The sequence below is a fragment of the Enterococcus quebecensis genome, assembly GCF_001730365.1.
In the GTDB taxonomy this organism is placed as follows: domain Bacteria; phylum Bacillota; class Bacilli; order Lactobacillales; family Enterococcaceae; genus Enterococcus_L; species Enterococcus_L quebecensis.
The window spans coordinates 599768-623169 of the sequence record NZ_MIKB01000001.1; the positions used below are offsets into that span (position 1 = coordinate 599768).

The following is a 23402-nucleotide window of genomic DNA, read 5'->3' on the forward strand; positions in this document are numbered from 1 at the left end:
AAATATGAATAGATTGTACAACAAATTTTAGCAAGACTACTCTAGTTCTTCTCGATCTTTAGATACTCTGTTTTTTATTATTATAGTCAAAAAATAAAGAATTAAATCGAGGTGATAAAAATGAAATTAGTTAATGTAACCAATAGCTACAAAGAATTAGTCAATAAACAACTGGAAAATACCGATGCATACTTTGTTAAAGTTTATTCAGTCGGCAATACGACTGTCGTTTATACAGAAGCTACGCAACATGCTGAAATATTAATTATTAATAAAAAACGTGCGATTCGAAAAACAGAAATTAATGAAGTGCTAACGTACTTTTTAACACGTATTCCTAAGGAAAAATATGATCGGGAAAAAATTTCGATTATTGAGCTAAAAGACGTTACTGAAATTTCTATACCACTAAATCACACTTACATTGAGAAATAGATAAAAGGAAAGGTGTTGGACTCCTTGAAGCAATTGTCTTCATAGGGAGTTCCACACCTTTCCTTTTATTTTTTAACTCATTCTAAGTTGCTAGTTTTTCTTCTATTTATTTTTTTTTACACTTAAAAAAAGTGATAAAAATCCAGTTCCCAAAAGAATCGCAGCTGAAACATAATATGGGAAAAAATGATTGACATCGAACATGTAGCCTGACGCAATCGGTCCTATGATATTACCAAAACTTGTGAACGTCGAATTCAATCCATTTATCGTTCCTTGCTGATCTCCAGCATGTTTCGATAAATACGTTGTTACCGCTGGTCTAAATAAATCAAAAGCTAAAAATACGACAAAAGTAGAAAAGATAACAACTAGATTGTTGTTTGTAAATGCGATTACCGCTATGAATATTGAACTAGCAAAAAAAGTTAATTGAATCAATCCTATTTCACTTAACTTTTGGACAATTACATCAAAGAAAAACAATTGACAAATGAGTGCTAAAATCCCACTAACGGTTACAACCATAGCAATTTCACCAGTCGTGAAGCCAAAGTTAATCGTTGCCATAATACTATAAATTGACTCAAATGCTTGTAAGCCAAATGAAGAAATCAAAATTATTATGAATAATGAAGTGAATATCGGATTTTTCAAGATATCCATAAACGAACCTTTTTTTGCTTCAACGGCTGCTTGAATCCGTTTCTCTGGCTCTTTCAATACCGTCAACGTTAAGATAAAACCAATGAATGCTAAGATTGCGGCTCCATAAAAGGGAGCCCGAATTCCCAGATATGCAATAAAACCACCCACACCAGGTCCAATAATAAATCCACCACTTATCGCTGCCGAAACTAATCCCATCGCCTTAGAACGTTCCGCGATGGTTGTCATATCCGCTACAAATGCAGTAACAGATGGCATGAGTAATGCTGCCGCAACTCCTCCCAAACCTCTGGAAATAAAAAAACCATTTTTCGCCTGAGCTAATCCAAATAATAACTCGGAAAGTGAAAAAATAAGCATTCCCGTAGCAATCATTTTTTTACGACCAATCCGATCTGACAATACCCCTGCAATAGGTGAGATAATTAATTGTGTTATAGCAAAAATAGACATCATCATGCCCATTGTTGCGCCAGAAAAATGCATTTCTTCTTTTAGTTGCGGCATAACTGGAATAACTAGACCAACACCTAAAAACACTAAAAACAAATTAGAAATTGCCAAATACATCATACTTTTTTTACTATTCATGATATCACACCCCACTAGTTTTCATTTATAGATGACACTTACAATTCTATCGCGTAGACGACAGATTTTTGCAGTATTAGACACTCAACAAAAAGCCTCTTTTTATAATTCGTCATAAAAAGAGGCTTCTATAAAAATAATATCTCCTAACAAATAATTAGCAAATATCAACTAACAATTTGCCGTAAAACATTCATTTCAACATATTTTTACATCAAACTCTTCAATTCAACATCTGGATATTTATCTGCAAACCAACGCATAGCAAATTGGTTTTCAAATAAGAATAGTGGTTGATCGAAACGGTCTCTCGCTAAAATATTCCGACTAGAACTCATTCGTTCATCTAAATCAGCAGGATCGATCCAACGAGCGATTTTTGAACCCATTGGTGTCATAACAACTTCAGCATTATATTCATTCAGCATACGATGTTGGAACACTTCGAACTGCAATTGTCCTACTGCACCGATGATATATTCTTCTGTTAGATACGTTTTGTACAACTGGATCGCACCTTCTTGAACTAGCTGGTAGATCCCTTTATGGAATGATTTTTGTTTCATTACATTTTTAGCACTGACTTTCATAAATAACTCTGGTGTAAATGAAGGCAACTCTTCATATTGTACTTTTAATTTACCTTCAAACAAAGTGTCTCCAATTTGATAGTTCCCTGTGTCGTAAATCCCAATGATATCACCTGCTACAGCTTCCTCTACATTCTCTCTAGAATCCGCCATAAACTGTGTAACATTACTTAATTTAATTTTCTTGCCAGTTCTACCTAATGTCACATCCATACCACGTTCAAATGTTCCTGAACAAATTCGAACGAATGCAATTCGATCACGATGAGCCGGATTCATATTTGCTTGTATCTTAAATACAAAACCAGAAAATTCTTCTTCATAAGGACTAACTTCTTGTCCATCTTCTGTCTTATGAGCATAAGGTGACGGTGCAAATTGTAAAAATGTTTCTAACATTGTTTGCACACCAAAATTTGTTAATGCTGAACCAAAGAATACTGGTGTTTGATCCCCACGGGCAATTTTTTCTGTATCAAATTCGTCCCCTGCTTCTACTAACAATTCAACTTCTTCTAAAACTTGTTGGTAAACACTATCTTTATGAAGTGGTAGATCACTTGATATATCGCCATCCACTAACGGAATGAATCGTTCGCCATTATTATTTTCAGGTCGATACACTTCTACACGCTTGTTGTAGATATCATATAAACCTTCCAATCCTTTCCCCATACCAATTGGCCAGTTCATTGGGTAAGATTCGATATCTAGTAGTTCCTCTAATTCTTCCAATAACTCTAGCGGCTCGCGACCATCTCTATCTAATTTATTGATAAATGTAAAAATCGGAATTCCTCGTTTTTTGACAACTTGGAACAATTTCTTGGTTTGGGCTTCAATCCCTTTAGCACTATCAATTACCATGACAGCACTATCTACAGCCATCAAAGTTCGATACGTATCTTCTGAAAAGTCCTCATGTCCTGGAGTGTCCAAAATATTTACTCGTTTTCCATCGTAGTCGAACTGCATCACAGAACTGGTTACAGAGATTCCCCTTTGCTTTTCGATTTCCATCCAGTCAGATTTTGCAAAGTTTCCAGTTTTCTTTCCTTTTACTGTTCCAGCTTGGCGAATCGCTCCTCCAAATAATAAAAGTTGTTCAGTAATTGTTGTTTTCCCAGCATCTGGATGGGAAATAATAGCAAACGTTCTACGGCTATCTACTTGTTCTTTTAAATGCGGATTATTCATTTGTTGCTCCAATCTATTATTATTTTTCACTTGAAAATATTTTATTTGTTTTTTAAGATCTATTTAAAAGAATGTTTACATCTGAAAATTCTCCCTATTCTTTATTCTTCAACTAAACTAGTATATCATGGAATTACCTTGATTTTCAAAGTCTTTAGTCAAGTTCTTATAAAAATTAAAGAGACCAAAACAAAATTCAAAGAAGTTTGTCTTGATCTCTAACAATTGGGGAAGATTTAGTTCTTAATAATTATTTGCTAAAAATTAGCAGAATCATTAAGATTTGTTTACACTTAACTAAGTCCAGTATATAGTCAGCTATTTGATTGTGCAAATGAGTACATTTTTTAACCTAATTATGTATCATTATTTCCATTTCGTTATCTATTGATATTAAACACCTTATAATCTGGATATCAATCAATTACAGGCGTTATTAAATGATTAGCTTTTCCAAGAATTATTCAAAAAAGAATCAGACTTTTTACTTTATTGACAAATATCCCTTGAAGGAGGAAAAAAATGCTAGAAGCAATGATGTTGGAAGACACTGCCAAGCGTAAATTAACATTGTTCAAATTATTGACTACTTTTTCCAGCAAGGAACACAGTATCAATTTTTTTGAAAGTAAACTGGACTATTCTTACAGTCGGGTGGTTTATCTTCTAGAACTTATTCAACAGGATTTAACTAAAATGACTGGAACAAAAACAGAGATACTTCAGACAAATGGCGTTCGATATAAGCAAGATATTTCTTATGATAGATATTATCAATATCTAATTACCCAAAGTATTCCTTATCAATTATTAGTTTCAATTCTTTTTTATCCCAATGATAATTTAACTGAATTTTGTGAGAAAAATTATCACAGTAGGACAACCGTTGTTCGTAAATCAAAATTACTAAGTAGTTACTTTAAGCAATTTAATATTAAAATGAATGCTTCTAAATTGAACCTTTACGGTGATGAACGAGTGATACGAATAACATTATATACGTTAATATGGCTTGCTTCTCAAGGAACAAACTTGCCAATAAGCAACTTACACTCATGCTAGATATTATTTATCTACGAGTGAAATCTGGCAACATTCTGACAGAAAAAACAACAATTGCTCCTTATATTCCAGTCAATACAGCCTATGTGAAAGCCTTCTTTCATTACTTGATTAAGGATAGAAAAACATTGGAAGCTGAAGGTCAATTTGCCTCAATCTTGTTAATTACTACACCTAACTTTTTCAGAAAAAATGAGCATCGTCTAACATTATTAAACTCATATTTGGAAAATCAACAAAATTCAGCGACTAAATTATTGAAAGAATTTTGCACCTTTTTTAGTGAACAATTTATGCCTGATGATTTTTCTTGGGAGAAACACCCCGTTCTCTTTGGAAATATAGGAAATATTATTTCTTCGACAACAATCATTGAAAAACCTTTTCCAACATTATTTCACTCGATTAATCATTCACGCTATTCAAAAAATGAATCCTACTATCAATTATTTACACATTTCAAAGCATTATTTCAAAAAATTTCAAAAAGGAAAAATTTTAGCTGGCTTAAAAATAATAGAGATCAGTTATCAGATACATTGGCAGCTTTACTGGTTCCTCTTTATGAATCTTTTCAAACCACTAATCTAACCCGTATCGCATTGATTGCAGAGTCTAATTACTTACTCGTCCAGCCTTTAACAAAATTTATAGAAGAATTACCTTTTGTTGAATTAGTGGCTTATCGATCAGCTGAGTTCTCTTCATTTGATTTCCTTGTAGCTACGTCTTCCTATTTAATTCCGGAAGATTGTCATTTACCTTCTTTTGTATTTCGTTTCTCTGCGGATAACGATGAACAATATATTGGTCTTTATCAAGCAATCAAAGCTGTCCATAATAAGAAGATTGATGATTTGATTTAAATAAAAAAGAAAAGAGATAGATGCTAGGCTAGCATTTATCTCTTTTCTTTATTTTTATCGTCTTGGTTCGTCGTCTTCCATCTCTTTACGGAAAAAGCGACGATTTTCTTCTGGTTCTTCATCAACAGTTTCTTCGTCATGGAATACAACTTTTAACGCTAACACTCTTGTTCCTTCCATTTCTTCAGAGGTCAATGTGATGTTACCAACGTCAAATGAAAGTTTTTCGCCTTCATCAGGTATCGTACCTAATGCTGTGATCAAGTAACCTGCCATCGTATCCACATCACTCATATGCAGATCGGTTCCGAATACTTCGTTGAATTCATCGATTAGCATTCTTCCTTGAATCAAATATTCATGTTCACTAATCTTAGAATATAAGTTTTCTACTTCATCCGTCTCGTCATCGATCTCACCAACAATTTCCTCTAACAAATCTTCTAAAGTAGCTAAACCAACGACACCGCCATATTCATCTAGCAAAATAGCCATTTGATTTTGGGTTCTTTTCAGTTCATATAGTAAATCATCTATAAAAATCGTTTCAGGAACAAACAATGGCTCTTGGATGATATTTTTTAATTGGATCTTGTCAAAACCTAATTTATGTGCTGCTTTTAGCAAGTTTTTAGTATGAAGAACACCGACAATTTTATCTTTATCCTCGTTATAAACGGGAATTCTTGAAAAATTTTCTGATAAAACTGCATCGATATTTTCATGAATGTCATCTTCAATATTAATCATAAAAGCATCTGTACGAGGAACCATTACTTCACGGGCAACTTTTGTATCTAAGGAGAAGACACCTTGAAGCATTTCTAATTCATCATTGTCTAAAACACCCTCTGATTCTAACATATAACGCATTTCGTCACGTGTCATTTTTGAATCAGCATCATCAAATTTCATCGGTGTAAGCCTTGAAAGCAAATCCGTTGAAGCAGATAACAACCAAACGAATGGACGGGCGACAAATCCTATAATACGTACAAATCCCGATGTAGCTTGAGCTACTTCTTCTGATTTATTCATAGCAATCCGTTTTGGATATAATTCACCAAAAACAATTGAAACATAAGTCAATAAAGCTAATATAATAATGTTAGCAATATTTTTTGCAGCAGCTCCGCCACCAAGAATCGGTGCCAATCTTGCTGATAATGAATCAGCTAAAGACGCTCCAGATAAAATATTGACTAAGGTGATACCTACTTGGATCGTTGATAGAAAGCTTGTAGGATCTTGCAAAATCTTTAATAGCTTCTTCGCCTTTGCATCTCCTTCTTCTGCTTTTTGTTCGACTCGATTCTTATTTACAGAAACTACTGCGATCTCTGATGCAGCAAGAAATGCATTGATCAATGTTAATACGACCAATAATAAAATTTGCGCGATAAGCGACTGACTCTCGGGGTCAGCATTCATAATGTACACTCTCTCCTCTTAAAAGTTATTCGGAAAACCCTATATTTCATTTTCCATTTTCATTTAGTAATAAACTATTTACTAATCAATGTGATAAAAAACGTGACCACTTTGAGTAGCCACGTTAAAATCGTATCACAAACAATGAATAATTTCAATATTCGATTGTCATTTTCCCTTCATTGACAAGTCATTACCTTCACTGGCCAACACAATTTTTTCACTTTTACTTTCCCTAATCATTCCGACTACATGGATAACGATCGTTTTAGCAATTGCATAGAATGGAACACCTAAGAAAATACCTAGAAGTCCCGCAATATTACCAGCAACAAGTAGAACAATGATGATTGTTAATGGATGGATTTGCAATGACTTTCCGATTACGTTTGGATAAATGATATTTCCATCAATTTGCTGTACTACTAAAACAATGACACAACAAAATAGAGCTTTGATTGGCTCATCAAACACAGTGACAAAAACTGCTGGTGCCAACCCTAGATATGGTCCAAGATAAGGAATCAAGTTAGTGAAACCTGCGATCACACCGAATAAAAAGGCATACCGTACGCCAATTAAAGAGTAACCAATCGCAGTAAACGTACCTACGAATAAACACTCAATTGCTTGTCCACTGATATAGTTCGCCAATGTTTTATTGATTTTTTCCAATAATTCAGCAATGCTTTCCTGACGATTCTCAGGTAAAAAGCGTTTAATTCCTGGAACCAGTCGATTGCCATCTTTTAGCATGTAGAACAAGATAAATGGTGCAGTAAAAATAACAATCGTTGTAGAAGCAACTGTTGAAACAACTGATCCTAAACTAGTAGACAAACCACTTAAGAACTGTTGAATAATCTTTCCATAAGAAATATCCAATTTCTCAATATAACTGGTTAAATCAACCTCTTTAAACAAAGGCAGTTCTGCCATTTTATAGATCCACGTTTCCACATTACTGAAAACTGTCGGCATGTTTGAAGCTAAACTAGCTAACTGAGAAGCTAACTTAGGGATGACACTGACAAGAATCAAAACTACTGCTACTACTAAAATCAATAAAACTAGCAGCACAGCATAGGTCCTCTTTATCTTAGCTTTCATAAACAAATTGACAATTGGGTTTAAAATATAATAAAGAAATCCAGCTACTAAAACGGGTGCAAATAATGTCGAGAAAAATGTCCCAATTGGGGTAAATAGAAAATTAATTTTCGTTGAGACAAAAATCAAGGTAGCGATAACCAACAGCTCTGCGGACCAAAAAAATAATTTTGACTGTCTTAATTTTTCAAACAAAAATGTTCCTCCTTTGATAGCAATAATTTATATTTTTCCATAAAAATAATAATTGCTTGTTAGTAGATTTTAGCATAACTTTTTCTAAATAAGATAGCAATACATCTTAGTACCTATTTTATATAATAACATTTTCTCGTCATTAGATTATAAAAAAACACCCGCCACTTATAGCTACGGATGTTTAAAGAAATAGTTTAAATAATAACGATGTGTTTATTTTTTAAAAAAGCCTTTTACTTTATCAGCCAATCCACCAGCATCAATATCAGGAATCATTCCTTTTAATTTTTCATATTGCTCGCCAATCTCATCTTTGTGTTCTTCAAGGAACTGCTTCGCTTTTTCAAAGTTCCCTTCACCAATTAAATCTTTCACTTTTTGTACAATTTCATCTGTATTCATAATTGCCACAGCCTTTCTTTTTTCGTTATTTATAATTTACACTGCTACTAGTATTTTTACAAACAATAGACATATCCTTTCTTGAAATTCTAATAAAGAAGAAAACTTCTTTTGAGCAATTATTTGATGTATAATAAACAAAATAATTATGATTGAGGTGCTAAATGAAAATTGTTAAAACTAAAGATACCATGAGCGATATCTATTTAGATGCTCTTTCTATCCGTCATCAAGTATTTATGATGGAACAAGGCGTTCCTAGTGAAATCGAAATTGATAAGTATGAAGCTGCCTGTATTCATTTTGTTTTGTATGGTGATAACAATGAAGTAATTGCCACTTGCCGACTATTGCCACTTGAAAATGGTATGATAAAATTACAACGTATGGCAGTTCAAAAAGAATTCCGTGGAAAAGACTATGGTCGGTTAATCGTTGAAAATGCTGAACTTTTTTCTAAAAAACAAGGCTACAATACCATCACTTTAGGCGCTCAAACAACAGCACTTGGCTTTTATGAAAGAATGGGCTATGTAACAGAAGGGGAAAAATTTCTAGATGCCGATATTGAGCATTATAAAATGAATAAATCTATATAATTTTTTATCAAAAAATAAAAAGCTTCAAACATGCCCCTAATGAGTTATTATTCGACGATACGAAAATCATAAAAAAGACTTATTTTGTAATTCTACTTTAAAGTATAGAAAGTACAAAATAGGTCTTATTTTTCATTTTTTTAGCTATTGTTTATCGCTATTATACTATCACTTTCTTTAAACCAAAACTGCCAAATTTAGCTAATTGAATTCTTTATGATTTAAACTTATTTCCAGATTAGAGGAATTACGTAGTTAAGATTATAATTATAATAGTTTCCATCCTCTGTCTTCGATATAGCAGAAATAGACACAGTAATCACCTCTTCTTTATCCATAATATTATGGATAGTGATGATATCATTTTCAATTTCTACTTTTTCCGCACCGGATACGTATGTTTTTTTCACAGCATTGTTAAATTGAGAAGAGTATTTCACAGGATGGCCGAACATTATTTTTTTAGATTCCTTTTCTACCACTGCCGTAGGTGCTGTTATCATTGAATTTAGCTGAACAAGTTTTAACTTTTTCAAATTAGAGAGCGGTGTTAAATCTAGAACCGGAAAATGATTTAATCGAAGTACTTCCAATTTATCCAAATTTGCTAAAAAAGAAATATCTTGCACCATTTCAGTTGCTTTATCATCAGTTCGATGGGAATAATTATCTATACTTTTCAAGTTCTTCATCTTCCCAAGCGGACGTAAGTCAATAAGAGCACCACTTTCATCAGGATAATAGTTAATCGCCTCTAATTTAGTAAGATGTTCCACTCCTTCAAGAGAACTCCCATGTATAGTTAAATAAGTTTCATCAATACTTTCCATTTGTTTTACCGTTGGAAGTTCATCTGGGACTTCTTCCCCGATTAAACTTACAATTGTTTGCCTCGCTCTCTCAGAGGCAATATAAACCTTACGCTCATCTGCTAGATTGCTTTTCCCAAACATAAAAGCAGCAAACACTAGAGCCACAATACCACAACCGTTTAACAACAACCTCAATTTCTTTTTCATATCAATTCCTCCCATTCTAAAAAATAATTATACCATTAAGAATTATTTATATTCCATAATAAAATAAAAAAAAGTAAAACTTCATAAAGTTTTACTTTTTTTATTTTCATTTAACATCTTACATTGGCTATTTCTTCGATAACTCTAGATAACGCTGATACCAAATATCTACATAAGCATCGGAAAATGGGCCTTTTTCATTATTAATCCAATCTACTAATGTCTTAACATTTTCTTTTAGAATAAAATCAATATCTTCTGGATACTCCATAATCTTACTGTGAAATTCATATTCATCCACATCTAACAAACGTTTCTCCCCATCAGGAAAAACCTTGATATCCAAATCATAATCGATATACTTCAATGCTTCATCGTCTAAAAGATAAGGTGACGCTAGATTGCAGTAATAAGAAACCCCCTTTTCTCTAATCATCGCTATTATGTTGAACCAGTATTTTTTATGAAAATAAACAATAGCAGGTTCTCGAGTCACCCAACGACGCCCATCAGACTCTGTCACCAAAGTATGATCGTTCACGCCAATCAAGGAATACTCACTTGTTTTTAATACCATAGTATCTCGCCATGTTCGATGCAAATGTCCGTCGTGTTTGTAACTTTGGATCGTTACAAATTCACCTTCTTTTGGAATTGCCATAGTCCCCCAACTTTCCCTAGTACGAAAAATCGCTTATAAAAGCTGATTACTCTTCGTTTGGGTGTTCATTACACCGATATCAATACAATTATATCATAATTTTCAACTTTGCATACTACGGAGTTTGGTTTCTTATAGGAATGAGAAATATCTATTGGAATAAATAGTTTAATTTTGCTATTTAGAGGTTGAGATGGGGAGATTTTGAAGAAGATAGAGAATCCGAAATAGCTCGTTTTTTAAATAGAAAGTAGTAGCTGGTGGTATGTTTATTTCAAGTTACTAGGTCTGAACAAAGCTAGACAGCTTTGACGTGACTCTTTCTTTTAAAACTAAAATTTATTTAAATCCACTAGCTCTATACAGAGCTAGACCACTAAACATTTTCCTTTCAATTCGTGATATTAATTTAAATCCACTAGCTCTATACAGAGCTAGACAGGGAGATGAAAGAAAATCCCGCTATAGAAGGTATATTTAAATCCACTAGCTCTATACAGAGCTAGACTCATTGTTATATTCCATATATATGACGTCAGACATTATTTAAATCCACTAGCTCTATACAGAGCTAGACATTGTAGACCCCCCTTTTAGTAGGGGGGGTCTGGTATTTAAATCCACTAGCTCTATACAGAGCTAGACACAATCCACATTAGTGGGCAAGGTTGCCGACAGTATATTTAAATCCACTAGCTCTATACAGAGCTAGACTGTGAAATTGATAAAAATACATGACATATCTTCACCATTTCACCTATAGAACCAGTATAACATTAAATTAAAATGAGAAAAAGCCTCTTTTCACGCTAAAATCATCAAAATTCTGGTGCGAATCCCCTAGGGATTTTATGGGCACTTGGGGTTCGCACCAAAAAGTTAATCTTTCGGTCTAAAGTCTTGATTATAAAGTTCTACCATTTTTTGCTGAGGTTTTGGAAAAACATAATTTGAAAAATTTTCTTTTGTTGCCCAAGTTTGATTTTTCTCTATAGACATTAGTCCAGTTTGACGTCCATAAAACACTAAAATATGCCATTTTAAATGACTAAAAATGTGAGTAACTTCCCCTAATGTCCGCTTTTGCCAAACTACTTGGGGAAATTCTTCAAAAATATCTGAATTATCTTCTGCGACCATGCTCTGTTCTTCAAAATTTAAGGACATCTGCTGATCTTCCTTTGCCCAGTTTTTTTGTAAAAAATTAAATCTCTCTTTTGTTACCTCAACAATCGGAAATAACCACATATTAGCTAATAAGCCTTTTTCATCTCGCTGGCTTAACAAAAATTCCTGCTCTTTATTCTCAATAATTCCACCAATGTAGTAAACATCTTTTGGTTTTAATTTCTTTGATTTCACTGGAAAATTAGTCATTGTATTATTTTTATAGCTTAAACAATACGCTTGAATTGGACATACTTCACACTTTGGCGATGTTGGTGTGCAAATCGATGAACCTAGATCCATCATTGCTTGATTAAAATCACCTGGTCGTTTTTGATCAATAATTTTATACATCGCTTCTTCAAAAACCTTACGACTACTGGACTTAGCAATGTCATCACTGATTTCAAACAAACGGCTGACCACCCGCATCACATTTCCGTCGATTGCAGGTTCTGGAAGTTGAAAAGCAATACTGCCGATTGCGCCAGCAGTGTATGGACCAATTCCTTTTAATTGCCGTATCTCTTCGATCGTTTTAGGCATCTCACCGTTAAATTCGGTAACGATCTGCTGAGCCGCAATTTTTAAGTTTCTTGCTCTAGAATAATAGCCTAAACCTTCCCATGCTTTTAATAGCTTGTCATCTGGCGCTTCAGCCAAATCTTGAATCGTTGGAAACCATTCCATAAAGCGATAGTAATAATCAATCACCGTATCAACACGTGTTTGCTGCAACATAATTTCTGAGATCCAAATACGATAAGGATCTAAATTGACCCGCCAAGGCAAATTTCTTTTTTCTTTTTCATACCAAGCGATAAACGTTTCCTGAAAAGACTTAAGTGTTTCATCACTCCACGTCTCCCAATATTTTTCATTCTTCATTTTCTAATTCCTTTTCATCAAAATATTGCTGAATCAAATCCGAATCAAATCGTTTTTGAAAAAGTCCTTGTTTGACTTTCATTGAGCGTTTGTATGAGTCTAATTTTCGGTGCTTTTCCCATAACTTATCGCCTTCTTTTCTGATAACATCCAGTTCTTGATCTTCATCTTTTTCAAACGATAATTCTTCAAGAGCTACGTCAATCACTTCAAGATTAAACCCTTTTTGCATCAAGTGCATTTGAACCTTTTGCAGTGCATCTTTAAAGCTTTTTGTCCGATAACGTCTCATAGCTTTTTCAGCTGTTGCTTTTGCTACTTCTACTTGCTCATCCATTGTATAAAAAGTTAAGCCATGTTGAATGTCTTCGGCGTTTAAGCCCTTTTGTTTTAGTTGTTGCTCAATCATTTTAGGGCCTTTATCACTTGTCCGCATTAAGGTACGAACATAACTTTCACTGTAAATTTTATCATCTAAAAGGTTCATTTCTTCCAAGCGGATCACGATTTCTTTACGATCTTCTGATAAAATTTCCTTTTCTTTCAAATAATCTAAGATTTCTTTTTTTGAGCGTAGCTGATAACTTAAATAATTTAAAGACATTTGTAAACCAACATCATAAGAACCAGTTTTTTTAATTTTCTCAATCTCATCTTCTGTTAGTTCTTGTCCTTTTAATAGACGCTGACGTACCAAGGTATCCTCAGATACACGTAGTTTTTCTCCTGAAGACAACCAGATAAGATAAAACTGTCCTTTGTCTTTCGTAATTTTCGTGATTGTTTCCATCTTTTCCCGCCTTTCTAGTGAGAACGTATATTCTACTATAACATATAAATGACAGAAGCTAAACTAGCCAAATTGTGCTAAAATAAGAATTATCGCTAAAATTGATTAATAGATCTACGGATCAAAAGGATGGAACTATGACCACACAACTATTAAAAGAAGGACAAACGATTCCTTTAAAAATAAAACGTTTAGGCATCAATGGTGAAGGTATTGGCTATTATAAAAAGACAATCGTCTTCGTGCCAGGTGCTTTACCTAAAGAAGATATCTCTGTAGAAATCACAAAAGTAGCTCCAAGATTTGTTGAAGGACAGCTAAAAAAAATCATCAAAGCAGCACCTGAACGGGTCACACCACCTTGTCCAGTTTATGAAGCTTGCGGTGGCTGTCAATTACAACATTTATCTTATCCAGCTCAATTACTCTTTAAAAAAGATTTATTAAAACAGTCCTTAAATAAATTCAGACCAAGAAATTTCGAAAATTATCAATTACCTAAAACTATCGGTATGAAAAATCCTTGGAATTATCGTAATAAAGCACAGTTTCAATTACGGAAAATCGATGGTGAAGTTGAAGCTGGTCTTTACCAAGCTGATTCTCATCGCTTAGTTCCCATTGATGATTGTCTTGTTCAACAACCTGCAACAACTAAAGTTATGAATGCTTTGGTGGAATTATTAAATAAATATCAATTACCGATTTATAATGAACGAAAAAATAGTGGTATCTTCCGAACTTTAATGGTTCGTGTAGGCGTAAAAACGAATGAAGTACAGGTTGTTTTTATTACACAATCCGTAAAATTCCCACAGAAAAAAGCATTGGTGGAAGAAATCACACAACACCTTCCAGAAGTTGTTTCTATTATGCAAAATGTTCAAAACAAGAGAACCTCAATTGTAATGGGGGATGAAACAATCCATGTCTGGGGAAAAGAAAGTATTGAAGAAAAAATCAATGAAGTAACCTTTGATTTATCACCTAGAGCTTTTTTCCAGTTAAATCCGGAACAAACAGAAGTCTTATACGATGAAGCATTGAAAGCCTTAGATCTACAACCAAACGAAACTGTTGTGGATGCTTACTGTGGTGTAGGAACAATTGGGTTAAGCGTTGCTAAACAAGCAAAAGAAGTTCGAGGAATGGATATCATTCCAGCTGCGATTGAAGATGCTAAGATGAACGCTGAGCGTTTAGGTGTGACAAATACACATTATGAAGTAGGGACTGCTGAGGAACTATTACCTAAATGGCTTCAAAGTGGTTTTAAACCTGATGCAATCATTGTTGATCCTCCTAGAACGGGATTAGACCAAAAGCTTTTGAAAGCTATTTTAAAGCAGCCTCCGAAGAAGATGGTTTATATTTCTTGTAATGTTTCTACATTAGCGAAAGATTTGGTTGATTTGGCTAAAGTTTTTGATGTGAACTATTTACAATCTGTGGATATGTTTCCTCAGACTGCTAGGTGTGAGGTTGTGGTTAAATTGACAAGAAAATGATTTATTGTTATTCACTTTACAAGCTAAAAAGCATTTGGAGATTAAAATCTTCAAATGCTTTTTATAAATACTATTTATTTTTTTCCTACAAAAAATGATACAACTGCAACTAAAATCACAGCTCCGATAATTGAGGGAATCAATGCCATTCCAGCAACTTGAGGGCCCCAACTTCCTAAAAGCGCTTGACCAATTGATGATCCTACCAGACCTGCAATAACATTGTAAATCCATCCCATAGATTTTCCTTTACTGGTAATAGCTCCTGCAATTGCTCCAATAACACCACCTACGATTAAAACCCATAACCAATGCATAATATGACCTCCTTTATGAATAAATTTAATAATAATTACTTATTTATGCTATCAAATTATTTATTTTCTTGCGAAAGATACGCTTACTAAAACCACTATATTCTTATGGGTTTTCTTACTAATCAGAGACAACTAACTTTTTCTCCACAAAAATAGTTCGGGACATTGCTCTCGCGCAATTTTTCCCGAACCTATTTTAAATATAAAAAACCTATTCCACTTTTAACTTAAAAAGCAAAGTCAGAATTATAGTTCCACGGAGTTACATTCACTCCAACTTCGTAAAAGGCTACCCCATTTGAGTAGTTTGTTATAGTAAACGCCTGCTCTCCTCTACCTGTAACAATTTTTCCTAATCCATAATTCACAAGCCCAACATTGAGATGTGTATAATAAAGTTCTTTATTATAATATTCCTTGCCATTTATTACATTTCCATACTTCAAACCAAAAGTCTCGTTCCCACCAAATACGGCACGAACTCTAAAAGTAAATTTGTCATCGCTAAAATAATTTTTTCTATAGGTTTGCGTAGAACTTTTAAAAATTATTTATTTAGTATGTATAAATATTATTTTTTTTATCTTATGTAATATCAAATGTTAACTATTCACAGATAACAAAAAAACTGTATCCCTTATATAAGGGATACAGCCAATCTTTACTAAGTAAAGAATTATTTTACTGTTACTGCAGCGCCAACTTCTTCTAAAGCAGCTTTTAATGCTTCAGCTTCGTCTTTAGAAACGCCTTCTTTAACTGGTGCAGGAGCGCCATCAACTACAGCTTTAGCTTCTTTCAAGCCAAGACCAGTTGCTTCACGAACTGCTTTGATAACTTTAACTTTTTGATCGCCTGCAGAAGTTAATTCTACAGTAAATTCAGTTTGTTCTTCGCCAGCTGCTGCTGGTCCTGCTGCTGCTGCTACAGGAGCTGCTGCAGATACGTCAAATTTTTCTTCAATAGCTTTTACTAAGTCGTTTAATTCTAAAATAGTTGCGCCTTCTAATTCTGCAACAATGTTTTCAATGTTCAATGCCATTATGATTTCCTCCGTTTTAATAATTCATTATTTTTTTAATTTAGTTTATTACTAGGCTGCAATTATGCAACTTCTTCTTCTTTTTCTGCCACTGCTTTGACAGCGTAAGCCACTTGTCTGACTGGCGCTTGTAATACAGATAATAGCATAGAAAGTAGTCCATCGCGACTTGGAAGTTTTGCTAAAGATGTCATTTCTTCTACTGAAGATACTTTACCTTCAATAACGCCACCTTTAATTTCCAATGCTTTGGCAGTACTTGCGAATTCGTCGATGATTTTAGCAGGTGCTACTACATCTTCGTTACTAAAAGCGATTGCTGTAGGTCCTGTAAATACTTCGTCCAAGCCTTCTAGTCCAGCTTTTTTAGCTGCACGTGAAAGGATAGAGTTTTTGATAACTTTCATTTCAACATTTGCATCACGCAATTGTTTACGTAAGTTAGTCACTTCTTCTACAGTCAAACCACGGTAGTCAACGATGACTACAGAAGCTGCTGCTTGAAACTTAGCTGTTGCTTCTTCGACTAGGGTTTCTTTTTTAGCGATTGCTGCTTCACTCATTTATTTTCACCTCCTGATTATTGATGGAGAAGCTTAAATTGTAATTAAAACAAAATAAACTCCATGCCACCGTTGACATAGAGGGACGTAATTGTATGTATCAACAATTGTCCTCGGTAGGAAATTAAGACTTGCGTCACCTACTGTCTTCGGTACAGTTAATTATTAACCTCAACTACCTTACCATGGGAAAGGTAGTTGAGTCAAGTAAAAATTCTAATTCTATATCTTCATAAATTAGTTTTTCTAATTAAAATGAAGCTTGGTCAACGTGGATTCCAGGTCCAAATGTAGTTGTTACTGAAATGTTTTTGATATATTGACCTTTTGCTGCTGATGGTTTAGCTTTTAACAATACATCGTTGATTGTATTGAAGTTTTCTAGTAATTTTTCATTATCGAATGAAACTTTACCGATTGGTACGTGGATGTTTCCAGCTTTGTCAACACGGTAAGTTACTTTACCAGCTTTTACTTCGTTAACAGCTTTTGTTACGTCCATTGTTACTGTACCAGTTTTAGGGTTAGGCATAAGACCTTTAGGACCTAAGACACGACCTAATTTACCAACTTCAGCCATCATGTCTGGAGTTGCTACTACTACGTCAAAGTCAAACCATCCACCTTGGATTTTTTGAACCATGTCAGCGTCACCTACGTAATCAGCGCCAGCTGCTTCAGCTTCTTTAGCTTTATCGCCTTTAGCGAATACTAAAACGCTTTGCGTTTTACCAGTTCCGTTAGGTAATACTACAGCACCACGGATTTGTTGGTCTGCTTTTTTAGGGTCTACATTTAAACGGTAAGCAACTTCAACAGTTGCGTCAAATTTTGCAATATTTGTTTCTTTAGCCAAAGCGATTGCTTCTGCTACAGGGTAAACTTTTGTTGCTTCAACTTTTTTTAATGCATCTTGCATTTTTTTGCTTTTTTTAGCCATTTTGTTTCCTCCTTGATTGTGGTTATAACGGTCGAACCTCCCACGTAATTCATATCTTTGAATATGAAATAAACTGAGAAGCTACTTCTTTGGGTACTTAGAATAAAAAATTATCCTACAGTGATTCCCATGCTTCTTGCAGTTCCTTCAACCATGCGCATAGCCGCTTCAACGTCTGCTGCGTTTAGGTCTGCCATTTTAAGTTCAGCGATTTCTTTTACTTGATCTTTAGAGACATTCGCTACTTTAGTTTTGTTTGGCTCACCAGAACCTTTTTCGATTTTTGCAGCTTTTTTCAATAATACTGCAGCTGGTGGTGTTTTTGTAATGAATGTAAATGAACGGTCTTCATATACAGAAATTACAACTGGAATGATTAAACCAGCTTGATCCGCTGTACGAGCGTTGAATTCTTTAGTGAATCCCATAATGTTGATACCCGCTTGACCTAGTGCTGGACCTACTGGCGGAGCTGGTGTTGCTTTACCTGCAGGAATTTGCAATTTAACTAATTTTTCTACTTTTTTTGCCACGAGACATACCTCCTTAAGTCCGTGATGTGGTTAATTGGAGATGAAGATTTCTCCTCCCACGTCATTCTTTGACGAATCAAAGAAATGTTGTATGCAAAAATGCACACTAAAACAGTATACTCCGCTTTCGAGTATATTTCAATACTTTTCTACTCTTTTCCTCCTTAGCCATTATTCCAGAAATGAGAGAAAGATAAGTTTTTCTCGCATTTTTATTACGGTTCTAGTTTCTTCTGTTTAATTGTGATAGACTTTCGTTAGAAAAATCTTGATTTTAATTAAGAAGATAGGTGAACTAAACAATGGAAAATTTACGCTACAAAAGTGTGTTTGATATTATTGGACCTGTAATGATTGGTCCTAGCAGTTCTCATACTGCCGGAGCTGCTCGTATTGGTAAGATTGTTCGTAGTATTTTTGGCGAGCAACCAGATACTGTTGATATTTATTTATATGAGTCCTTTGCCAAAACCTACCGAGGTCATGGTACAGATATTGCCTTAGTCGGAGGTTTACTGAATATGGAACCTGATGATGAGCGATTGGCCGATTCTTTAAAAATTGCTCATGAGAATGATATGGAAGTATTATTTGTTCCATTAAAAGAAAAAGCTGAACATCCAAATTCAGTTAAGTTACTGGTCTCTAAAGGCGATCGAAAACTTTCAGTAACAGGTATATCGATTGGCGGAGGCAATATTCAAATCTCAGAGTTAAATGGGTTTAAAATTTCTCTGACAATGGGAACGCCAACGTTTATTATCGTTCACCAAGATGTACCAGGGATGATCGCAAAAGTGACCAATCTGCTTTCAGAAACAGATATCAATATTGGAACGATGACTGTTACTCGTGAATCAAAAGGTGAAAAAGCAATTATGATCATTGAGATTGACCATGCGGATATTGGTGATATTACAATGAAATTAGACCAAATCCCTCATATTTATAGTGTGAATTATTTTGATTAATTTAAATTAAAGGAGCAAATAGTTATGTTTCTATCCATAGAAGAGTTAGTGAAACAAGCAGCCGATTTTCCATCTGTCGCTGAATTGATGATTGCTATAGAAATAGAAAATCATGGCCATAGCCGTGAACGGATCATTGAAACAATGGAGCGCAATCTAGCTGTTATGAAACAATCCATCGAAGAAGGTGTTGATGGCGTGACCTCTGTAACTGGTATTACCGGTGGAGATGCAACTCGGTTAAATGATTATATTCAAGCGGGAAATTTTTTAAGTGGAGAAACCATTTTAACTGCAGTTAGAAATGCTGTGGCTGTTAACGAAGTCAATGCGAATATGGGATTGATTTGTGCAACGCCTACCGCTGGAAGTGCTGGAGTCGTTCCTGGCGTCTTGATGGCAGCCATTGAAAGGCTACAACTAACCCATGAACAACAATTAGACTTTTTGTTTACCGCCGGCGCTTTTGGTCTTGTGATTGCCAATAATTCATCCATCAGTGGTGCAGAAGGTGGTTGTCAGGCGGAAATTGGTTCAGCTAGCGCAATGGCTAGTGCAGCTTTAGTTTGTGCTGCGGGTGGTAGTGCCGATCAAGCAGCACAAGCGATTGCAATTACTTTAAAAAATATGATGGGATTGATTTGTGATCCTGTGGCAGGTTTAGTTGAAGTACCTTGTGTAAAAAGAAATGCCTTAGGATCTTCACAAGCATTTATTTCTGCTGATATGGCTTTGGCTGGTATCCGCAGTGTGATTCCACCAGATGAAGTTGTTGCTGCGATGTACCAAGTAGGTCGTCAAATGCCTCAGATTTTTAAAGAAACAGCGGAAGGCGGTTTGGCTGTTACCCCAACTGCACAACGGTTGGCAAAAGAAATTTTGGACAATCAAACAGAATCTCCAAATAGCTAATAAACAAAACTGGGATAATAATCAGAAATAGTCTGATTATTATCCCAGTTTTTATTTTAATTAAAATCTATCTGTTTCCATAAAAAATTCGCAACAAGTTGATCTACTTCTGTATTTTCATGTAACTGACTATGCTGCGCTGATTTACCATAGAAAATTTTCTCTTGTACCTCATTGCCATGTGTTTTAAATAATGAAACCACACTTAGTGCATCGGCAACAGGAACTGCTTCGTCACTTAAACTGCCATCTTCCACATCACCTGCGATGATTAGTGCTTTCATATCCTTAGAAACTTTCTCAATGCCATTAACATAGTCTGCATAACGTTCACTTTGAACGGCAGGCCCATTATCGATCACACCATCAATCGTCTCCCCATTAGATAATTCCACAAAATTATTAAATGGCGATGCAATGCCGACAAATCTGTTGATCTTAGGTAGACTTTGATCCTCGCCAAATGTAGTCAAATAACGTAAAGAACTAGCTCCACCCATAGAATGTCCTACAAGATTGACTTCTTTTATACCATAAGTATCACGAATATAAAGCAAACAATTTTTAATCCACTCTGCTTGGTTCCATTCGTTGCTCTTATTATCTTTGAAAAGCACTTGAATACTTGGATTATTTTCTTTTCCAGTCAATTTACCTTTAGCTTCTACTTCACCTTCAGCGCTAACAGTCAAAACCAACTCTTTTTTAGTAAGTCCATCGCCTTCCATACGTTTAATCATACGACCAAAAGAATTATTTCCTCCGCTATATCCGTGGATAAATAGGGTTGGAATGGCAGATTTCTGTACAGCTTCGCTAGACGATGACGTTTTAGAAGCTTGCTTATTTTCAGCGGTATTTTTACCAGAACATCCAACCAAAAAGAATACAATGCTTGTAACTATTAGTAAGTACCACTTCATCTTTTTCATTGTTATCACCTTCTCATTTGTTACTGTAATAAAAAAGAGCGGTTCAAAACTATGATTTAGTCTTGCTCCACTCTTTAAGCAGCGAAACAAAAGTAGCTATTCCCTTCTACTTCAATTCCAGCGTCTATTTTTTAAATTGAATCTACTTGTTCAAAATCTAACTCTGTACTTGTTTCGCGACCGAACATGTCGATATTCACTTTTAATTTTTGACGTTCTTCGTCAACTTCCATAACTTCACCTTCAAGGCCAGAAAATGCCCCTTCAATAATACGAACTGTATCACCTAAAGCAACATCTAAATCTGATTGACGTGTACTCATACCGATTGAACGTAAGATATGGTTGATCTCTTCTTGTAATAACGGTGCTGGCTTGCTTCCTGCGCCATGTGATCCTACGAATCCAGTAACTCCTGGTGTATTACGGACAACATACCAAGAATCATCAGTCATCGTCATTTCTACTAATACATAACCTGGAAATGTTTTATGGACGATTTCTTTGGATTTTCCATTTTTTACTTCTGTTTCTGTTTCTTCTGGAACTACAACACGAAAAATGAAGTCTCCCATGCCCATGCTTTGTGCACGTGATTCAATGTTTGCTTTTACTTTGTTTTCATAGCCTGAGTATGTATGTAATACATACCAATTCTTTTCAAATGATTCCATTTTTGATTCGGCTCCTTTAAGGTTTATAGTTGATAAAAATAATAAATCAAGAGTGACAAGCAGATCCTTGCGACTCATTTTCTTTTTCATGTGAAAATAAAAAAACCTCAGTTCCCCGAAGTTTTTCCTCAGTTGTAATTATAGCATCATTTGCTATGAATTACTAGTTTGAATTACTTAAGAATCCAACCAAAAACTGTTTGGATCGCTGTATCCATCACAAAGAATAAGGCTGCAAAAATTACTGATGTTTCGATAACTACTAATGTGTCTTTGCGCAATTGTTTTTTTGATGGCCAAGTTACTTGTTTCATTTCGTCTTTGACACTACGTAAAAATTTCATTTGAACCCCTCCATTATCTATTTCGTCTCTTTATGTAACGTGTATTTTTGACAGTATTTACAGAATTTTTTGATTTCTAACCGTTCTCCACGTTTTCCTTCACTGACGGCTTTAGAATAGTTTCGAGAGCCACAAACTGAACAAGCAAGTGCTGATTTCTTTGTTGCCATTGTTCGACCTCCTCTATTCACAAATTTACTCAATAACATTATCATTCTTTTAGTAAGATGTCAATGGATACTCAATAAACTATGGTTTTCTTTCAAATTATGTTATCATTAGCTTGTTAGTTGAATTTAACCTACGGGAGGTCAAAATATGTTATTAAAATCCGTTGTTATCAAAAAGAAAAATCTTACAACTGTCAATGAATCTTGTACGTTGGAAGAAGCATTAGCAATCCTCGAAGATTCAGGTTACCGATGTGTACCGATCTTAGATGAATCAGGAAAGATTTTTAGAGGAAATATCTATAAAATGCACATCTATCGCCACAAAGCAAATGGCGGAGACATGACTTTACCAGTTACTTATTTATTAAAAAATGCAACGAAATTTATTTTTTTAAACACTTCATTTTTCAAAGTTTTCTTTACAATCAAAGAACTGCCTTATATCGCTGTATTGGATGAAAACAATTATTTTTATGGCATTTTAACTCATAGTACGTTATTGAATATTCTTGCTCAGTCTTGGAATGTTCAACGTGGCAGTTATGTATTGACAATCGCTACAACAGGTAAACAGGGTGACCTTGCTGCGATGACGAAAATTATCGCAAAACACAGCAGCATCGCTAGCTGTATTACATTGGATATCGGTGAAGATGAATTTATCCGCCGTACCTTGATTACATTACCGGCAGAGACAACTGAAGAAACTTGTGCGGTAATCGTTGAGAATTTAGAACGTAAGAATCTTAAAGTCGTTGAAATTGAAGATTTACAAGCAAACGTTGAATAAGTAAGAAAAAAGCAGCCTTTCAAATGAA

The 23402-nt window shown here is 34.6% G+C and carries 27 protein-coding genes, 1 CRISPR repeat array and 1 other annotated feature; of the genes, 8 read left to right on the plus strand and 19 right to left on the minus strand.

Going from position 1 to position 23402, the window contains the following annotated elements:
• Positions 1–120 precede the first annotated feature (120 nt).
• The gene (locus BCR23_RS02660) at positions 121–435 is read left to right on the plus strand and encodes a DUF1827 family protein (protein ID WP_069633948.1); all 315 of its coding nucleotides are present in this window, start codon (positions 121–123) and stop codon (positions 433–435) included.
• A gap of 102 nt (positions 436–537) precedes the next feature.
• Here BCR23_RS02660 and BCR23_RS02665 read toward each other — a convergent pair whose 3' ends face one another.
• Entirely contained in the window at positions 538–1695 is a 1158-nt protein-coding gene (locus BCR23_RS02665) for an MFS transporter (RefSeq protein WP_069633949.1), read from the minus strand.
• A 209-nt stretch (positions 1696–1904) separates the two neighbouring features.
• Positions 1905–3482: a peptide chain release factor 3 gene (locus BCR23_RS02670; RefSeq protein WP_069633950.1), complete on the minus strand. Its 1578-nt coding sequence runs from the start codon at positions 3480–3482 to the stop codon at positions 1905–1907.
• Between the two features lie 522 nt (positions 3483–4004).
• Between BCR23_RS02670 and BCR23_RS14885 the strand changes: the two genes are divergently transcribed.
• Entirely contained in the window at positions 4005–4544 is a 540-nt protein-coding gene (locus tag BCR23_RS14885) for a helix-turn-helix domain-containing protein (protein WP_240482516.1), read from the plus strand.
• On the plus strand, positions 4538–5410 hold the full coding sequence (locus BCR23_RS14890; protein ID WP_240482517.1) for a hypothetical protein: 873 nt from the start codon (positions 4538–4540) through the stop codon (positions 5408–5410). The genes BCR23_RS14885 and BCR23_RS14890 overlap by 7 nt, the downstream gene beginning before the upstream one ends.
• Before the next feature lie 54 nt (positions 5411–5464).
• On the opposite strand, the gene BCR23_RS02680 is transcribed toward BCR23_RS14890, so the two are convergent.
• From BCR23_RS02680 to BCR23_RS02690, 3 genes are all read right to left on the minus strand, one after another.
• Positions 5465–6841 carry a hemolysin family protein gene (locus tag BCR23_RS02680; RefSeq protein ID WP_069633951.1) on the minus strand — a complete coding sequence of 459 codons (1377 nt, stop codon included), beginning with the start codon at positions 6839–6841 and terminating at the stop codon, positions 5465–5467.
• A gap of 168 nt (positions 6842–7009) precedes the next feature.
• Positions 7010–8146 carry an AI-2E family transporter gene (locus BCR23_RS02685; RefSeq protein ID WP_069633952.1) on the minus strand — a complete coding sequence of 379 codons (1137 nt, stop codon included), beginning with the start codon at positions 8144–8146 and terminating at the stop codon, positions 7010–7012.
• A gap of 216 nt (positions 8147–8362) precedes the next feature.
• Positions 8363–8551 carry a hypothetical protein gene (locus BCR23_RS02690; protein WP_069633953.1) on the minus strand — a complete coding sequence of 63 codons (189 nt, stop codon included), beginning with the start codon at positions 8549–8551 and terminating at the stop codon, positions 8363–8365.
• Positions 8552–8715: 164 nt separating this feature from the next.
• Between BCR23_RS02690 and BCR23_RS02695 the strand changes: the two genes are divergently transcribed.
• Positions 8716–9150, plus strand: a complete 435-nt coding sequence (locus tag BCR23_RS02695) for a GNAT family N-acetyltransferase (protein WP_069633954.1) — start codon at positions 8716–8718, stop codon at positions 9148–9150.
• A 227-nt stretch (positions 9151–9377) separates the two neighbouring features.
• Here BCR23_RS02695 and BCR23_RS02700 read toward each other — a convergent pair whose 3' ends face one another.
• The 4 genes from BCR23_RS02700 to recX form a co-directional block, all read right to left on the minus strand.
• A complete protein-coding gene (locus BCR23_RS02700; RefSeq protein WP_069633955.1) occupies positions 9378–10169 on the minus strand; it encodes a hypothetical protein in 792 nt (263 codons plus the stop codon).
• Positions 10170–10296: 127 nt separating this feature from the next.
• Positions 10297–10830, minus strand: coding sequence for a biofilm phosphatase Bph (gene bph / locus BCR23_RS02705; protein ID WP_069633956.1), 534 nt, complete (start codon positions 10828–10830; stop codon positions 10297–10299).
• 341 nt (positions 10831–11171) lie between these two features.
• Positions 11172–11544: direct repeats of the CRISPR family, unit length 33 nt; unit sequence ATTTAAATCCACTAGCTCTATACAGAGCTAGAC.
• Positions 11545–11709: 165 nt separating this feature from the next.
• The gene (mutY, locus tag BCR23_RS02710) at positions 11710–12885 is read right to left on the minus strand and encodes an A/G-specific adenine glycosylase (RefSeq protein WP_069633957.1); all 1176 of its coding nucleotides are present in this window, start codon (positions 12883–12885) and stop codon (positions 11710–11712) included.
• On the minus strand, positions 12875–13675 hold the full coding sequence (gene recX, locus BCR23_RS02715) for a recombination regulator RecX (protein WP_069633958.1): 801 nt from the start codon (positions 13673–13675) through the stop codon (positions 12875–12877). Before recX ends, mutY begins: the two co-directional genes overlap by 11 nt.
• Positions 13676–13812: 137 nt before the next feature.
• On the opposite strand from recX, the gene rlmD reads away from it, so the two are divergent.
• Positions 13813–15183, plus strand: coding sequence for a 23S rRNA (uracil(1939)-C(5))-methyltransferase RlmD (gene rlmD, locus BCR23_RS02720; RefSeq protein WP_069633959.1), 1371 nt, complete (start codon positions 13813–13815; stop codon positions 15181–15183).
• Between the two features lie 74 nt (positions 15184–15257).
• Here the strand turns inward: rlmD and BCR23_RS02725 are convergent, their stop codons facing one another.
• The 6 genes from BCR23_RS02725 to rplK all read right to left on the minus strand — a co-directional run bounded on the left by BCR23_RS02725 (position 15258) and on the right by rplK (position 18578).
• Positions 15258–15500, minus strand: coding sequence for a GlsB/YeaQ/YmgE family stress response membrane protein (locus tag BCR23_RS02725; RefSeq protein ID WP_069633960.1), 243 nt, complete (start codon positions 15498–15500; stop codon positions 15258–15260).
• Positions 15501–15727: 227 nt separating this feature from the next.
• Complete coding sequence (locus BCR23_RS02730; RefSeq protein ID WP_069633961.1) at positions 15728–15946, minus strand: hypothetical protein; 219 nt, start codon at positions 15944–15946, stop codon at positions 15728–15730.
• Between the two features lie 230 nt (positions 15947–16176).
• On the minus strand, positions 16177–16542 hold the full coding sequence (gene rplL, locus BCR23_RS02735) for a 50S ribosomal protein L7/L12 (RefSeq protein WP_069633962.1): 366 nt from the start codon (positions 16540–16542) through the stop codon (positions 16177–16179).
• Between the two features lie 62 nt (positions 16543–16604).
• Positions 16605–17105 (minus strand): 50S ribosomal protein L10, encoded by a 501-nt coding sequence (gene rplJ / locus BCR23_RS02740; RefSeq protein ID WP_010773252.1) that lies wholly within the window; start codon positions 17103–17105, stop codon positions 16605–16607.
• Between the two features lie 43 nt (positions 17106–17148).
• Positions 17149–17276 (minus strand) — a sequence feature (ribosomal protein L10 leader region).
• A 79-nt stretch (positions 17277–17355) separates the two neighbouring features.
• Positions 17356–18045, minus strand: a complete 690-nt coding sequence (gene rplA / locus BCR23_RS02745) for a 50S ribosomal protein L1 (RefSeq protein ID WP_010773253.1) — start codon at positions 18043–18045, stop codon at positions 17356–17358.
• Positions 18046–18155: 110 nt separating this feature from the next.
• A complete protein-coding gene (gene rplK, locus BCR23_RS02750; RefSeq protein ID WP_069633963.1) occupies positions 18156–18578 on the minus strand; it encodes a 50S ribosomal protein L11 in 423 nt (140 codons plus the stop codon).
• 302 nt (positions 18579–18880) lie between these two features.
• Between rplK and sdaAB the strand changes: the two genes are divergently transcribed.
• Together sdaAB and sdaAA are read left to right on the plus strand one after the other, a co-directional pair.
• On the plus strand, positions 18881–19549 hold the full coding sequence (gene sdaAB / locus BCR23_RS02755) for an L-serine ammonia-lyase, iron-sulfur-dependent subunit beta (RefSeq protein WP_069633964.1): 669 nt from the start codon (positions 18881–18883) through the stop codon (positions 19547–19549).
• 24 nt (positions 19550–19573) lie between these two features.
• Positions 19574–20461: an L-serine ammonia-lyase, iron-sulfur-dependent, subunit alpha gene (gene sdaAA, locus BCR23_RS02760; RefSeq protein ID WP_069633965.1), complete on the plus strand. Its 888-nt coding sequence runs from the start codon at positions 19574–19576 to the stop codon at positions 20459–20461.
• Between the two features lie 56 nt (positions 20462–20517).
• Here sdaAA and BCR23_RS02765 read toward each other — a convergent pair whose 3' ends face one another.
• The 4 genes from BCR23_RS02765 to rpmG form a co-directional block, all read right to left on the minus strand.
• Positions 20518–21393, minus strand: a complete 876-nt coding sequence (locus BCR23_RS02765) for an alpha/beta fold hydrolase (RefSeq protein ID WP_069633966.1) — start codon at positions 21391–21393, stop codon at positions 20518–20520.
• Between the two features lie 131 nt (positions 21394–21524).
• Complete coding sequence (gene nusG, locus BCR23_RS02770) at positions 21525–22067, minus strand: transcription termination/antitermination protein NusG (RefSeq protein ID WP_069633967.1); 543 nt, start codon at positions 22065–22067, stop codon at positions 21525–21527.
• A 173-nt stretch (positions 22068–22240) separates the two neighbouring features.
• Positions 22241–22411 (minus strand): preprotein translocase subunit SecE, encoded by a 171-nt coding sequence (gene secE / locus BCR23_RS02775; RefSeq protein WP_069633968.1) that lies wholly within the window; start codon positions 22409–22411, stop codon positions 22241–22243.
• 17 nt (positions 22412–22428) lie between these two features.
• Positions 22429–22581: a 50S ribosomal protein L33 gene (gene rpmG, locus BCR23_RS02780; protein ID WP_069633969.1), complete on the minus strand. Its 153-nt coding sequence runs from the start codon at positions 22579–22581 to the stop codon at positions 22429–22431.
• Between the two features lie 148 nt (positions 22582–22729).
• On the opposite strand from rpmG, the gene cbpA reads away from it, so the two are divergent.
• Complete coding sequence (cbpA, locus tag BCR23_RS02785) at positions 22730–23374, plus strand: cyclic di-AMP binding protein CbpA (RefSeq protein ID WP_069633970.1); 645 nt, start codon at positions 22730–22732, stop codon at positions 23372–23374.
• Positions 23375–23402 lie beyond the last annotated feature (28 nt).